12 protein-coding genes and 2 pseudogenes are annotated in these 14,209 nt (G+C 71.8%); 8 read left to right on the plus strand and 6 right to left on the minus strand.

Features of this window, described 5'->3' with window-relative positions; all coding sequences use genetic code 11:
• Positions 1 to 43: 43 nt before the first annotated feature.
• Complete coding sequence (locus tag AC4BEG_RS33950) at positions 44 to 1,387, minus strand: radical SAM protein (protein ID WP_490703500.1); 1,344 nt, start codon at positions 1,385 to 1,387, stop codon at positions 44 to 46.
• Positions 1,388 to 1,598: 211 nt separating this feature from the next.
• Between AC4BEG_RS33950 and AC4BEG_RS33955 the strand changes: the two genes are divergently transcribed.
• From AC4BEG_RS33955 to AC4BEG_RS33970, 4 genes are read left to right on the plus strand one after another with little or no spacing between them, the layout of a single operon-like run.
• The gene (locus AC4BEG_RS33955; RefSeq protein ID WP_490703501.1) at positions 1,599 to 2,651 is read left to right on the plus strand and encodes an NAD(+)/NADH kinase; all 1,053 of its coding nucleotides are present in this window, start codon (positions 1,599 to 1,601) and stop codon (positions 2,649 to 2,651) included.
• 21 nt (positions 2,652 to 2,672) lie between these two features.
• Positions 2,673 to 3,296: a 2Fe-2S iron-sulfur cluster-binding protein gene (locus tag AC4BEG_RS33960; RefSeq protein ID WP_490703502.1), complete on the plus strand. Its 624-nt coding sequence runs from the start codon at positions 2,673 to 2,675 to the stop codon at positions 3,294 to 3,296.
• Positions 3,293 to 4,291, plus strand: coding sequence for an FAD binding domain-containing protein (locus AC4BEG_RS33965; protein ID WP_490703503.1), 999 nt, complete (start codon positions 3,293 to 3,295; stop codon positions 4,289 to 4,291). The genes AC4BEG_RS33960 and AC4BEG_RS33965 overlap by 4 nt, the downstream gene beginning before the upstream one ends.
• Entirely contained in the window at positions 4,288 to 6,387 is a 2,100-nt protein-coding gene (locus AC4BEG_RS33970; RefSeq protein ID WP_490703504.1) for a xanthine dehydrogenase family protein molybdopterin-binding subunit, read from the plus strand. The genes AC4BEG_RS33965 and AC4BEG_RS33970 overlap by 4 nt, the downstream gene beginning before the upstream one ends.
• 87 nt (positions 6,388 to 6,474) lie before the next feature.
• Here AC4BEG_RS33970 and AC4BEG_RS33975 read toward each other — a convergent pair whose 3' ends face one another.
• The gene (locus tag AC4BEG_RS33975) at positions 6,475 to 7,779 is read right to left on the minus strand and encodes a S1 family peptidase (RefSeq protein ID WP_490703505.1); all 1,305 of its coding nucleotides are present in this window, start codon (positions 7,777 to 7,779) and stop codon (positions 6,475 to 6,477) included.
• Positions 7,780 to 7,914: 135 nt separating this feature from the next.
• Between AC4BEG_RS33975 and AC4BEG_RS33980 the strand changes: the two are divergent.
• From AC4BEG_RS33980 to AC4BEG_RS33990, 3 genes and pseudogenes are all read left to right on the plus strand, one after another.
• A pseudogene (locus AC4BEG_RS33980) lies at positions 7,915 to 8,046 on the plus strand (MFS transporter); the annotation flags it as partial.
• A gap of 59 nt (positions 8,047 to 8,105) precedes the next feature.
• The gene (locus AC4BEG_RS33985) at positions 8,106 to 9,092 is read left to right on the plus strand and encodes an asparaginase (protein ID WP_490703506.1); all 987 of its coding nucleotides are present in this window, start codon (positions 8,106 to 8,108) and stop codon (positions 9,090 to 9,092) included.
• A 157-nt stretch (positions 9,093 to 9,249) separates the two neighbouring features.
• Positions 9,250 to 9,489 carry a hypothetical protein gene (locus tag AC4BEG_RS33990; RefSeq protein WP_490703507.1) on the plus strand — a complete coding sequence of 80 codons (240 nt, stop codon included), beginning with the start codon at positions 9,250 to 9,252 and terminating at the stop codon, positions 9,487 to 9,489.
• Positions 9,490 to 9,516: 27 nt separating this feature from the next.
• Here AC4BEG_RS33990 and AC4BEG_RS33995 read toward each other — a convergent pair whose 3' ends face one another.
• The gene (locus tag AC4BEG_RS33995; RefSeq protein ID WP_490703508.1) at positions 9,517 to 10,110 is read right to left on the minus strand and encodes a helix-turn-helix domain-containing protein; all 594 of its coding nucleotides are present in this window, start codon (positions 10,108 to 10,110) and stop codon (positions 9,517 to 9,519) included.
• A gap of 85 nt (positions 10,111 to 10,195) precedes the next feature.
• Here AC4BEG_RS33995 and AC4BEG_RS34000 point away from each other — a divergent pair.
• A pseudogene (locus AC4BEG_RS34000) lies at positions 10,196 to 11,244 on the plus strand (NAD(P)/FAD-dependent oxidoreductase).
• A gap of 33 nt (positions 11,245 to 11,277) precedes the next feature.
• Here AC4BEG_RS34000 and AC4BEG_RS34005 read toward each other — a convergent pair.
• The 3 genes from AC4BEG_RS34005 to AC4BEG_RS34015 all read right to left on the minus strand — a co-directional run bounded on the left by AC4BEG_RS34005 (position 11,278) and on the right by AC4BEG_RS34015 (position 14,202).
• Positions 11,278 to 12,357, minus strand: coding sequence for an acyltransferase family protein (locus AC4BEG_RS34005; protein ID WP_490703509.1), 1,080 nt, complete (start codon positions 12,355 to 12,357; stop codon positions 11,278 to 11,280).
• A 76-nt stretch (positions 12,358 to 12,433) separates the two neighbouring features.
• Positions 12,434 to 13,129: a dihydroxyacetone kinase subunit DhaL gene (gene dhaL / locus AC4BEG_RS34010; protein ID WP_490703510.1), complete on the minus strand. Its 696-nt coding sequence runs from the start codon at positions 13,127 to 13,129 to the stop codon at positions 12,434 to 12,436.
• A 74-nt stretch (positions 13,130 to 13,203) separates the two neighbouring features.
• On the minus strand, positions 13,204 to 14,202 hold the full coding sequence (locus AC4BEG_RS34015; RefSeq protein WP_490703511.1) for a dihydroxyacetone kinase subunit DhaK: 999 nt from the start codon (positions 14,200 to 14,202) through the stop codon (positions 13,204 to 13,206).
• Positions 14,203 to 14,209 lie beyond the last annotated feature (7 nt).

A 14,209-nucleotide genomic window follows, 5' to 3' on the forward strand; every position in this document is an offset into this window, starting at 1 on the left:
GGCGGGGGAGGCCCGGTCGCGTGGCACGCGCGCTCCGCGTGGATCAGCGCGCCACCGGCTCCGCGTCCGGCTCCGGCTCCGCGGCGGGCAGACTGTCCATGAAGGAGCTCACCGAGAACACCGCCCGGCCCGGCCCCGGCGGGCCGTAACCGGGAGGCGAGGTCAGCCCGAAGTCCTCCAGGGTCGCCCGGTAGGTCTCCAGCAGCCGGATGTGGTACTCCAGCGGGGCGCCCTGCGGATTGGCCTTGCCCAGCGGTGTGGTCGGCTCCGGACACCAGGTGGTGAAGCGGGGCACCACCCCGTGCGACATGAAGAACCGCAGCCCCTCGGCGGTCGAGTCGATGGCCTCGCCCACCGAGGTGAAGCCGAAGGGCTCGGCCATCTCCACGCCCGCCACGAAGTTGGGGATCACATTGCGGGCGCCGAACACCTCGGTCGAGTCCAGGATGCGGCGGTGCCATTCGTCACGGCCGACGTAGCGTTCCTTGCCTGGGCAGTACAGTTCGAACAGACGCTGGTCCCACACCTCGAAGTTGGGGTGGTAGATCCGGACCCCGTAGTCGTGGAACCGCTGTACGTCCGCCTTGGGCAGTGCCTGCGCCACCACCTTGCCGATCCACCGGCCGGGGAAGCGCTCCTCGATGGCCTTCGCGTACCGGCCGTAGAAGTCGGCCTCGTCCCGGCCGCCCACATGCGAGGTGATGGCACCGCCGGTGAGCGTGTACGCCTGGGAGGTGCGGCCGGTGTCATGCCGGTCGATGATCTCCAGCGCCTCCAGCACCTCCTCGACCGGTTTCACGCCGGTGTACGGGCGCCCGGCCGCCTTGTGCTGACGCCAGTTGTGGTTGATGTCGCAGTACTGGCACTCTTCCTTGGCGCCGAAGTACTGGCACACCCGGAACACCGTCAGATAGACGAGGTAGCCCCACTGGATGGTCGGCGCCACCTCCATCACCGACTTGCCGTTCGCCAGCGTGTGGCGGTAGTAGTCCGGCATCGGCGGCAGACCCACGTCCGCGATCCGGCGGCCGTCCAGATACAGGCCCAGGGCCCCGTCCTCCCCGGCCCGCACCACATACGGCGACGCCGGATTGACCCGCACGGACACCACGGTGCGGCGCAGCTCGTAGGGCCCGCCGGTGAGCACGATCTCCTCGGGCGGCCGGTTCAGGGACGCCGCGCCCAGCTCCGGCAGGGTGCGGTGGTCGAAGGAGAAGATGAAATACGACTTCGGCTTGACATCGCCGTCCTCGTTGCCGCTGAGCGCCGACTCGTCGAAGGCCATGCCACCGCGCAACAGGTCCTCTTTGAGGACGGCTTCCCGGGGCACCTGGGGGAAGCGCTCCATCAGGTCCTCGACCAGCGCGGTACGTCCTGGGCTCTCCATCAACTGCACCATCCCTGACTCTGCCTGGCCTCGTCCGGGCCCCGTATGGATGTGGTGGTACCTGTGGCAGGTCTCTGTACTCAACACCTTAGATCAGAACGTCCGTTCACCTTCGGGTATCCCGGTGTGGCGCCGCGCACCCGGACACGCGACCCCGCCCAGGACACCGACCGGGGCGCGCTCCGCGGCGGCCCGCTCTACGGTGGAAGTCATGACTGTCACCCGGCTCGGCCTGGTGATCCACCGGGCCCGACCCGCCGCCGTCGCGGCGGCCCGTGCCGCGAGTGCGTGGGCCGCCGCCCAGGACCTCCCCTGCACCGAGATCGACGTATGGCGCGGCGACCACCCACGGCGCAGCGCCCAGGAGGAGGCCGACGCCGCCGGGCACCCCGATCTGATCGTCACCTTCGGCGGAGACGGCACCTTTCTGCGCGGTGCCCGCATCGCCGCCAAGGACGGGGGTTCCGCGCTGGGGGTGAACGTCGGCCGGGTCGGCTTCCTCACCGAAATCACCCCCGACCAGGTGGAAGCCGCGCTGGACACCGTGCACGCGGGCGGCGCCACGGTCGAGGAACGCATGCTGCTCACCCTGCGCGCCTCGCGGCTCCTGGAGCTGCCCGTCGGTATGGAGGCGCTGCTGCGCTACGGCCGCGGCCCCGTCCTGCCGCCCCCGAAGGTCCGCCCCGGCAGCCCGGAGGAGGTCGGCTGGGGCGTCGCCCTCGATGTGGTCGCCGTCAACGACGTGGTCTTCGAGAAGCTGGCCCGTGACCGGCAGGCCAGCCTCGGGGTGTATGTGGCCGGTCAGTTGCTCGCGTCCTACTCGGCCGACGCGATCATCGTGGCCACGCCCACCGGCTCCACCGCCTACAGCTTCGCCGCGGGAGGTCCCGTCGTCTCCCCGTCCATGGACGCGCTGGTGTTCACCCCGGTGGCCCCGCACATCGCCTTCGACCGCACCGTCGTGGCCGCGGTCGACGAGGCCGTCGCCGTACGGGTGCTGCCCCATTCGGGGCGGGTGGCGGTGAGCATCGACGGCCAGTTGCGCGGTGTTCTGGAGCCGGGCGACTGGGTGGCGGCCTACCGGGCGCCGGACCGGCTGCGGCTGGTGCGGCTGGCGCCCATGGAGTTCTACCGGCGGCTGCGCGAACGCTTCCGGCTGGCCGACTCGCCCGCGGCCGACCCGGCCCCGCCGTTCTACCGCCCGCGCACCCCGGTCCCCGCCGACCTGGCCCATCTGCGGCTGCCCCCGCCACCCGACACATGACCGTGGGGCGGTCCGCTGGAGATGCGGCGCCCTCACCCCGGTGCCACGCTGAAGGGTGTGACAGCGCACACGTATCACACCGATCTCACCCTGCGTGTCAACGGTGCTGACCGGGCCCTCACGCTCGACAACCGGGTGACGCTGCTGGACGCCCTGCGCGAACACCTGGCGCTGACCGGGGTGAAGAAGGGCTGTGACCACGGGCAGTGCGGAGCCTGTACGGTCCTCCTCGACGGCGAGCGCGTCAACAGCTGTCTGGTGCTGGCGGTGGCGGCGGCCGGTCATGACATCACCACCATCGAGGGGATCGCCGCGCTGGCGGCGACGGGTGAACTCCACCCGCTCCAGCAGGCGTTCCTCGATCACGACGGCTTCCAGTGCGGCTACTGCACACCCGGCCAGATCTGCTCGGCGGTCGGCGCCCTCGCCGAGGCCGCGCGCGGCTGGCCCAGCCATGTCACCGAGGACGTGGCCGCCGGCGTCCCCGCGGCGCAGCCCCTGGACACCGATGAGATCCGGGAGCGGATGAGCGGCAACCTCTGCCGCTGCGGCGCCTACCGGGGCATCGTGGACGCGATCCGTGAGGTCTCCGGGGGCAACGGCGGAGGGGCCGCGCGCGCCACGGCACCGGGCGGTGCCCGATGAAACCCTTCGCCTACGAACGCGCCACCGCGCCCGAGGCCGCCGCCACACGTGTCGCGGACACCGCCGACGCCATGTATCTGGCCGGTGGCACCAACCTGGTGGACCTGATGAAGCTGGGCGTGGCCGAACCCACCCTGCTCGTCGACATCACCGGTCTGCCGTACGACGGCATCGAGCACCGTCCCGACGGCAGCGTGCTGATCGGCTCGCTGGTGTCCAACAGTGTGCTCTCCGGCGACCGCGGGATCCGGGGGCGCTTCCCGGCGGTGGCCGAGGCGGTGCTCGCCGGGGCCTCCGGACAGCTGCGCACCAGAGCCACCACCGGCGGCAATCTGCTCCAGCGCACCCGCTGTGTGTACTTCCAGGACGTCACCAAGGCGTGCAACAAACGCGAGCCGGGGAGCGGGTGTTCGGCCCTCGATGGCAGCCACCGCGACCTCGCCGTCCTCGGCACCTCCGACGCCTGCGTGGCCACGCACCCGTCCGACATGGCGGTGCCCATGGCCGCGCTCGACGCCGTCGTCCACCTCCGGCGCACCGGAGGAGACGCCCGCTCGGTGCCGCTGACCGACTTCTATCTGCTGCCCGGCGACACCCCGGAGCGGGAGACCGTGCTCGAAGCCGGGGAGCTGATCACCGGTGTGGAGCTGCCACCGCCACCCGCGGGGGCCGCCATGTGCTACCGCAAGGTCCGCGACCGCTGGTCCTACGCCTTCGCCCTGGTGTCCGTCGCCGCCGTGGCCGCCACCGCGCCCGACGGCACGCTGAGCGAGATCCGGCTGGCACTCGGCGGAGTGGCGCCGCTGCCCTGGCGGGCCCGCCGGGCCGAGGAGCAGCTCGCCGGCCGCCGTCCGGCCGAGGAGGCGCTGCGCTCGGCGGCCCGGGCCGAGTTCGCGTCGGCGCGTCCGCTGCCGAGGAACGCGTTCAAGATCGACCTCGCGGTGGACCTCATCACCGCCACCGTGCTGGAGCTCGTCGGAGGGGAAGGTCGATGACCACGCTCGAGAGGACCGTGGGCGCCGACGTGACCCGGATCGAAGGACGCGACAAGGTCACCGGCGCCGCGCTCTACGCGTACGAATACCCGGTACGGGACGCCCTCTACGCCTGGGCGGTGCAGTCCACCGTGGCCCGCGGCCGGGTGCGCGGTGTCGACGGCGGCGCGGCGCTGGCGCTGCCCGGAGTGGTGGCCGTGCTCGACAGCGGGAATGTGCAGCGGCTGCACCCCACCGAGGACCCCGAACTCTCCGTGCTCCAGTCCACCGACATCGCCTACCGCGGCCAGATCGTGGCGGCCGTGGTCGCGGACACCTACGAGACCGCGTGCCAGGCCGCGGCTGCGGTGCGCGTGGAGTACGAGGAGAACGGCCACGAGGTCGAACTGCGCGACGACGATCCGAACGCCTTCGTCCCGGACACGGTCAACGCGGGCTACCCCGGGCTGCTGGAGAGCGGCGATGTGGACACCGCCTTCGCCACCGCGCCGGTGACCGTCGACGCCACGTACACCACACCCCCCGAACACGCCGCCCCGATGGAGCCCCACGCCACCATCGCGGTCTGGGACGGTGACGCGCTCACCCTCTACAACGGCGACCAGGGCCCCTGGATGACGGCCGAGGCGCTCGCCGAGCTGTTCGGCCTGCCCGGGGGCAGCGTACGGATCGTGGCCGACCACGTCGGCGGTGGCTTCGGCTCCAAGGCGGTGCCCCGGCCGCCCACAGTACTCGCCGCGCTGGCCGCCCGTGCCGTGGGCCGCCCGGTGAAACTGGCGGTGACCCGACAGCAGATGTTCAGCATGGTGTCGTACCGGACACCCACCGTGCAGCGCGTCAGACTCGCCGCCGAGCGGGACGGCCGTCTCACCGCCATCTCGCACAACGCGCTCCAGCAGAGCTCCCGGCTCACCGAGTACTGCGAGCAGACCGTGGCCGCCACCCGCATCATGTACGCCGCGCCGCACCGCCGCACCATCCACCGGCTGGCCCAGCTGGACGTACCCACCCCCTCCTGGGTGCGCGCCCCCGGCGAGGCACCGGGGATGTTCGCGCTGGAGAGCGCGATGGACGAGCTGGCGTACGCGCTGGGCATGGACCCGGTGCGGCTCAGGGTGGTCAATGAACCCGCCGTGGACCCCGAGTCCGGACGCCCGTTCAGCAGCCGCAATCTGGTGGCGTGTCTGCGCGAGGGCGCGGCCCGCTTCGGCTGGGAGGGGCGTGATCCGGTGCCCGGCCGCCGCCGGGACGGGCGATGGCTGCTGGGCAGTGGAGTGGCGGCGGGCAACTACCCCGTCTACACCATGCCCGCCACCGCGACCGCCCGCGCCGAACCCGACGGGAGCTTTGTGGTGCGGATCGCCGCGGCGGACATCGGCACCGGCGCGCGCACCATGCTGACCCAGGTGGCCGCCGATGAACTCGGCGTGGCACTGGACCGGGTCACCCTGGACATCGGCCGCAGTGTCTACGGCAACGCTCCGATGGCGGGCGGCTCCATGGGCACCAGTTCCTGGGGGTGGGCGGTCAGCAAGGTGTGCCGGGCGCTCGCCGAACGGCTCGATCAGACCTCCGGCCCTGTTCCGCCCGAAGGACTGGAGCTGAGCGCGGACACCACCGAGGACGTCCAGGCACAGAAGAAGCTCACCCGCTGCTCGTTCGGCGCCCAGTTCGCCGCGGTACGGGTCGACGCCGTCACCGGCCAGGTGCGGGTCGACCGGCTGCTGGGGGTGTTCACGGCCGGACGGATCATCAACCCCCGCACCACACGCTCCCAGTTGCGCGGCGGCATGTGCATGGGATTGTCCATGGCGCTGCACGAGATGCTCGACATGGACCCGTACTACGGCGACTTCGCCAATCACGACTTCGCGAGCTACCACGTGGCGGCGAACGCCGATGTGCGCGATGTCGAGGCGTACTGCCTCGAGGAGGAGGACGGCGAACTCAACCCCCTGGGCACCAAGGGCGTCGGTGAGCTGGGGATCGTCGGTACGGCCGCGGCGGTGGCCAACGTCGTGCACCATGCCACGGGCGTCCGCGTCCGCGATCTGCCGATCACCCTGGAGCGGGTGCGGGCGGGGCTGCGCACCTGACCGTGGCCCGACCGGTGGACCGATGTCATCCGGGTGTCCCGCGGTGACGGCGCGGGACACCCATGGTGTGACGGAGTACGCGGATGATCAGCCCTTGTCGGCCGCACCGCCCTGCTTCTTACCCTTACCGGCCGCGCCACCCTTATCGGCTGCGCCACCCTTATCGGCTGCGCCACCGTTACCGGCTGCGCCACCGTTACCGGCCGCGCCGCCCTGGTCGTCCGCCGCGCCACCGCCGTTACCGGCCGCTCCGCCGCCATCGCCTCCGGCCGCGCCGCCGTCGTCACCGATCGTGGCGCCGACCGCCTTCAGCGCGGTCGTCACCGGCTGGAAGAAGGTCTCGCCACCGGAGGTGCAGTCGCCGCTGCCGCCCGAGGTCAGCCCGATGGCGCTGCCGTCCTGGCTGAACAGGGGGCCGCCGCTGTCGCCGGGCTCGGCGCACACATCGGTCTGGATGAGCCCGCTGACCGTGCCCTCCGGGTAGTTGACGGTGGCGTCCAGACCGGTGACCGAGCCGTCGTTGAGCCCCGTGGTGCTGCCCATCCGGGACACCTGCTGGCCCACCGTGGCGTCGGCCGCCTTGGCGATGTTCACCGTCTTGCCGTCACCGGTGTTGACCGTGCTGGGGGCCTCGGTGTTGGGGTCGTCGTAGGTGACGAGCGCGAAGTCGCCGTCACCGGGGAAGGTGGCGTCCTGCACGGTGCCGATCGGAGCACCGTTCTGGGAGTCCGACCACTCCTTGGCGGCGACACCGCAGTGACCGGCGGTGATGAAACCGGGTGCGCCACTGTCCGTGGTGACGTTGAACCCGAGCGAACACCGCGACCCGCCGCCGAAGATGGCGTCACCGCCCTCGGCGAACGGCTTGAACGTGCCCTGGGACTTCTTGACGGTGGCCACGCCCTTGCCCAGCGAGTTGACGGTGGACTCGAGCGTGTCCCACTTCGCGCCGGTGACGGTGCGGTCCGCGGTGACCCGGATCTCGTTGGTCTTGGGATCGACGGACCACGCGGTGCCGGGGATGGTCGCCTTCGTCTTCAGCGTCTGCGCCGCGGACTTGAGGTCGGCGGTGCTGTTCTTGACGTTTCTGGCCACCGCCCCGGCCTTCTTGACCTCCACGTCCACATCGTTGCCGTCTCCGACGACATTCACGATGACCTGCTGCTTGTCCTTGTCGTAGTAGGCCCCGGCGAACGCCTCGCCCAGCTTGGACGCCAGTTGCGAGGCGATGTCCGCCGCGGACGCCGCGTTCACCTTCTTGGGCTGGAGGTCGGTCTTGTCGCTGTCCTGCGAGGCGTTGGCGTTCGGCAGCAGGATCGCCGCCGCGACGACGGCGGCCGCACCGGCCCCCGCGAAGACAACCTTGCGCTTCGGTACGCGTTTATGGCTCAACTCATGACCTCCTGTCAGGGGGTACCGAGTTCGCTCGTCCGCAACGGACGAGGCTCGACCCGGCAGTTGATACGCGCGGTGCGCGAGTTGCGTTCAGAGTGACCTTGGCCGGGTTTCCGGCGGCTTCCCCGGAACCGCCGCGACCAAGCCGGCGCCCCCACCCTCGCCTCCGCCGTCAACATCGGCGCCGTCAACCTGGGCAACGCGCTCTCGGCCTGGCTCGGCGGCCTGGTGATCTCCGCCGGGCTTGGCTACCCCGATCCGGACCGGCCGACGAGGTGCCGTCGCTCTTCCCCGCAGCCGCCGTTTCCTGATGTAGTCGGTGGATGAGCATCGCATTGTTCACCCTCGGGGGCACCATCGCCATGGCCGGACAGAGCGGCAGCGGCGTGGTGGCCCGGCTGACCGGCGCCGACCTCACCGCGGCGGTGCCCGGCCTCGCCGAACTCGGTGTACCGCTGGATATACGGGACACCCATGCCGTGCCCAGTGCGCATCTCACGTTCCCGCAGCTGTTCTCGGTGGTCGAGGCCGCCTCGGGTGCGGTGGCCGAGGGAGCGGAGGGTGTGGTGGTCACCCAGGGCACGGACACCCTGGAGGAGACGGCCTATCTCGCCGATCTGGTGTGGGCCCATGACGCACCGCTGGTGTTCACCGGCGCCATGCGCAATCCGACCCTCGCGGGAGCGGACGGCCCGGCCAATCTGCTCGCGGCCGCCCGTGTCGCCGCCGCGTCCGGGGCCCGTGGGCTGGGGACGCTGGTCGTCTTCAACGACGAGATCCACGCGGCGCGTTGGGTGCGCAAGACCCACAGCACCAGTACGGCCACCTTCGCCTCCCCGAACACCGGACCGGTCGGCCATGTCATCGAGGGCCGGGTCCGTCTGCTCACCAGGCCACCGCGGCACGACCCCCGGCCGGTCCCGTCCAGGGCGGCGGACGGCGACACCGCCCGGGTGGCGCTGTACACCGTGTCGCTCGACGACGACGGTGTGCTGCTCGACGGGCTCGCCGGAACCCACCACGGCCTGGTCGTCGCGGGGTTCGGAGTCGGCCACGTACCGGGCACCCTCGCACCGGTGCTCGGCGCCCTGGCCGAGCGCATCCCCGTGGTGCTGACCTCGCGATCCGGCAGCGGTTCGGTCCTGCGCAACACCTACGGCGCGGTCGGTTCCGAGACCGATCTGCGGCGGCGCGGACTGATCGACGGCGGACTGCTCGATCCGTACAAGGCACGGGTGCTGCTCCGGCTGCTGCTGGCCTCGGGCGCGGACCGCGACGCCATCACCGCCGCCTTCGCCCGACACGGCTGAGACCCACGGAGGAGCGGCCCCGCCGGGCCTTCGCCACCGGGCTGCCGCGCCGCACGGGTACGCGACCAGCTGCGGGGGCGCGGCCGTGCATCGGTGTGGATGTTCTGGGTACGGGCCGTGATATGCCCTTGCACACGCCGAGGAGAGGAGCGTCACCGTGAACGAGGACCGTCGGCGTGAAGAGCCCGGAGAGGACGGCCGCGCCATTCCGCGGGACCTGCCCGACCAGCAGGCGCAGGACGGACCCGATCCACTGGACGTGGCGGGCGCGGACCAGGCGCCGGACCACGCCGAGGACGTCCCCGACCTGGACGAGTCCGGCGCCGGACGGCGGGGGAAGCCCCAGACCGGAAGCGTCCACCCCGAACAGCCCGTCCCCGACGAACCCTCGGGCTGAGCCCCCGCATACCGGTGGCGGTGCGCGTCAGGTGGCGGAGGGGCGGGCCCGGACATGCATCCGCTCGCCCTGCGCCCCGAACAGGGAGAGGAATTCCACCGGCTGCTCTCCCGCGTTGCCGAAGCCGTGTGGCGTCCGGGTGTCGAATTCGGCGGCCTCGCCCGAAGTGAGCACCAGATCGTGCTCGCCCAGCGCCAGCCACAGCCGCCCGGAGAGCACATACAGCCACTCATAGCCCTCGTGCACCCGCTGCTCGGGGCGGCCGCGCTCGGCGGCCGGCCAGGGCGGGAGAATGAGCTTGTAGGCGTTCAGCCCGCCCAGATAGCGGGTGAGCGGCACAAACGTCTGGCCGTTCCGGGTGAAGGGCCGGGGATGGACCCGAGGATCGCCGGTGGCGGGCGCCCCCACCAGCTCGTCCAGCGGCACACCGTAGGCCTTGGCCAGCGGCAGCAGCAGCTCCAGGGTCGGTTTGCGCTGCCCCGACTCCAGCCGCGAGAGGGTGCTCAGCGAGATCCCGGTCGTCTCGCTGAGCCGCGCCAGGGTGAAGTCACGTGTCCGCCGCAGCGCACGCAGCCGGGGTCCCACGGCGGTGAGCACATCGGCGAGGTCGTTGTCAGCCATAGCGTCCATTTGCCGCCCTGGCAAAGACGTTTGTCAAGCGGTGGCCGTCGCGCGCACGCTCCTTCCACGAACGGAGGTACCGCACATGAACGGATACGAGGAACACGGCGAGCGGGCTTACGACGTCGTGGTGGTCGGCGGTGGCGCGGCCGGGCTGAGCGGGGCGCTCACCCTGGGCCGGGCACGGCGCTCGGTGCTGGTGATCGACGCCGGGCAGCCGCGCAACGCCCCCGCGGAAGGGGTGCACGGCCTTCTCGGACACGAGGGCACACCACCCGCCACCTTGCTGGCCAAGGGCCGCGCCGAGGTGCGCGGCTACGGCGGCGAGATCGTGGACGGCACCGTGGTGGCGGCCGAACGCCGTGTCACCGGCGGTTTCCGCGTCACCCTCGCCGACGGCACCGCGGTCCGCGCCGAACGACTGCTGGTGACCACCGGCCTCCTCGACGAACTGCCCGCGGTGCCCGGGGTGGCCGAGTTGTGGGGCACCGATGTGCTGCACTGCCCGTACTGCCACGGCTGGGAGGTCCGCGACCAGGCGATCGGTGTTCTGTCCACGGGGCCGCACGCGGTGCGTCAGGCACTGCTCTGGCGGCAGTGGAGCGAGAACATCACCCTCTTCCTGCACCCGGGCCCGAGCCGGGGGAGGAGGAGTACGAGCAACTCGCCGCACGGGGTGTCGCCGTGGTGGACGGCACGGTGGCCGCACTGGAAACGGCCGGTGGCAGGCTCTCCGGGGTGCGTCTCGCCGACGGGCCGGTGATCGCCTGTCGCGCGCTGGTCACCGCCCCGTACTTCGCCGCCCGCGCGGACGTCCTGGCCTCGCTCGGTCTGGAGCCGACCGGTCAGGAGATGGCGGGCCACGAGATCGCCCGCAGGATCGAGGCCGACGCGACGGGCGCCACCGCCGTCCCGGGGGTGTGGGTCGCGGGCAATGTGGCCGACCCGCTCGAGAAGGTGGCCGGCGCCGCCGCCTCGGGGGTGCACGCGGCCGCGGCCATCAACGCCGATCTGGTGGCCGAGGAGACCCGCCGCGCGGTGGCCGCGCGGCAGTCCTCGTTCTCCTCGTTCTCCGCCGCGCGGGAACGCGAGGTGTGTGCCCGTGTGCTGGGCGACCGCCGCCACGGACTGTGAACGCCCTCGGCTGACTCCGGGCAGCACCCCGTCTCATGTCTTCGTGCGCCGGAACACCCAGTCCATCCGTGGTTCCACCAGCGGGTGGAAGACCCGCCGCACCGGCCCGCCGCACAGCACCGTGATCACCGCCATGGCGGCCGCGGTGACCGTCAGTTCACCCCACGGGGTGTGCAGCCACGGATGGTCGTACCAGTCCCAGAAGCGGGACGCCTTGATGAGGAAACCGTGCAGCAGATAGCCGTAGAGCGTCCCTGTGCCGAGCGTGGTGAACCACATCGCCCGCCCCGGCACCCAGGCCAGGAAGCAGGCCGTCAGGGCGAGCGCCAGCAGGAACAGCCCGGGGGTGGTGAGCAGACCGGCCCAGCGCGGGACGTCCAGCCCGGCGACGCTCTTGCGGTGGTAGAACCACTCCGGATCGAACCACGGCGCCGCCGCGTACGCCGCGCAGAGCACGAAGGCGGTGAAGGGCAGGGAGACCAGCCGGGCTTTGCGAGTGCGCAGCCGTGCGAAGTGGCCCGGCCGCAGGGTGAGTCCGACCACGAAGAAGGGGAGGAACGCCAGCACCCGTTGCAGCGACAGATCGCCGCCGGAGTCCGGCGAGATGGAGGCGAGCGCGGCCACCGCCAGCGCGACCGGCACCGGATAACGCAGAGCCAGCCACAGGGGTGTGGTGAGCCGCCAGATGAACAGCGCGGCCAGGAACCACATCACATACCAGGGGTCCAGCAGGCTGAACGGTTCCCCCGGGTTGTCCAGCACCCACCGGGAGAAGAGGGTGTACGCCACCTCGAAGACCAGGTACGGCACCACCACACCGCTGATGAGCCGTCGCACCCGGCCGGGCGCCAGATCGAAACTCCGCGAGAAGTAGCCCGATATCAGCGCGAAGGCGGGCATATGGAAGGCGTACACCATGAGATAGATCGCGGTGGCGGCGCGGCTGTCGTAGGTGAGCGGTTCCCAGGCGTGGCCGCAGGCCACCAGCACGATCGTGAGGTACTTCGCATTGTCGAAGTACGGGTCGCGGGTTCTGGATCCGGATCCGTCACCGCCCTTGGGCCGTGTCGCGGCCGGTGGTGTGGTCACTCGGGCGGTCGTGTCCTGTTGCATGTGTTTCCCGGGCACCTTCGGTGAAGACGGCAACGCGTCCCGTGCGCCTGCCCGGCTCGGCCCGGTCCATGCGGAATCAGCGGTTCGGGAGCCGGTCCAGTACGGTGACCTCCTCGTTCGCGGAGGCGAACAGCAGAGCGACGGCCAGGGCGCCGGGGTCGGGGACCCCGCGGGAGTGGTCGCCGGTGTAACTGGCCCGTCCGCGCCGCGCGCGCAGACCGCTGGTGGAGCGGGCGCCCTGGTGGGCGGCGACCGCGGCCAGATGGAGCGCGGCCGCCGGGTCGGCGGTCGGCGGGCATTCGGCGAGTGCCTTTGCGGCCGGGACGAGGGCGTCCACCATCGTCTTGTCGCCGACATCGGCCTCCCCGACGCGCTGGATCGCGGCCACTCCGGCGGCGGTCCCGGTGGCCAGCGCGGCGGTGCCGGGCAGGGCGGGGGAGGCGTCGTACAGCGCGTCGGCGAGCTCCTGGAACAGCAGCCCGAACAGCGGGCCGCTGGTGCCGCCGACCTCGTCGAGGAAGACCCGTGCGGCGGCGGCCAGCGGTGCCGCCGGGCCGTCGTCGGCGGACCGCGGAGCGGCCGTCAGGGCGTCGAGGACGCGGCGCACACCGTCCATACCGGTGGCCAGGTTGGCGCCGAAGTCACCGTCGCCCGCCTGCTGGTCGAGGGCGGTGAGCTCGGGTTCGACGGAGCGTACGGTGGCGGCGAAACGGGTCAGCCACTCCGCGACGCTGTCATGGGTCAGGGCGTGTCGGCCGGGGCGTTCGGACATGGAAGGGCTCCTCGGGGCGGTCGTGAGGGAAGGGCGTGGCACGGTGTTCTGACACGGCGCGGTGTTACGCGGGGTCACAGAGGCCAGGCGGGGGTGCGGGCGGGGGCGTCCCACAGCCGCAGGGTCTCGGCGTCGGAGGCGAGCAGGGTCAGCGAGAAGCCACGCATGTCGAGGGCGCTGACGAAGGTGCCGGTGAGCGAGCGGTCCAGGGCGACGTCACGAGTGTCGAGGGCCTTGGCGAGGGCGTGGCGGATCCCGTACAGCTCCAGGGAGGTGATCGAACCGAGCCCGTTGACGAGCCCGAGCACCCGCGACCGCGACCCGTCGGGAAGTGCGGCCAGCAGCTGGTCGGTCATGGTTTCCACCAGCTTGCCCAGCGGTGCGTGCGGGGTGGTGCCCTCGGCGCGTTCTCCGTGGATGCCCACCCCGAACTCCAGGACGCCCTCGGGCAGACCGAAGGCCGGGGCGCCGGAGGCGGGCGCGGTGTGCGCGGCGGCGGCCACGGCCAGACTGCGGGCCCGGCCGGTCAGTTCGGCGCCGAGGGCCGCCAGTTCGTCCAGCCCGCGTCCCTCGTCCGCGGCGGCGCCGAGGATCTTCTCGACGAGCAGAGTGGCGCCGGTGCCGCGGCGGCCGACCGCGATGGCGTCGGAGTCGGTGGCGAGATCGTCGTCGATCAGGACGCGAGCGCAGGCGACCCCCTCGTGGTGGAGGCGTTCGGCGGCGATGCCGAAGTTGATGCGGTCACCGGTGTAGTTCTTGACGATGTGCAGGACACCGCCGGGCCCGGCGACGGCACGGCTGGCCTCGAAGATCTGCCGGTTGTGCGGCGAGGCGAAGATCCGGCCGGGGCAGGAGGCGTCCAGCATCCCCATGCCGAGGAAACCGGAGTGCAGCGGCTCATGCCCCGAACCGCCCCCGGACACCAGCCCGACACGGCGGGTGGGCGCGGGGTGGCGGGCGCGGAGATAGCCGTGGTCGGGGTGGTACGCGACGAGGTCGGCGTGGGCGGCGGCGAAGCCCGCGAGCGCGTCGGGAACGAGGGACTCGGGCGAGTCACGGAAGTACTGGGGCATGAACGCG

Source organism: Streptomyces sp. JLBJ103 (genome assembly GCF_058215575.1).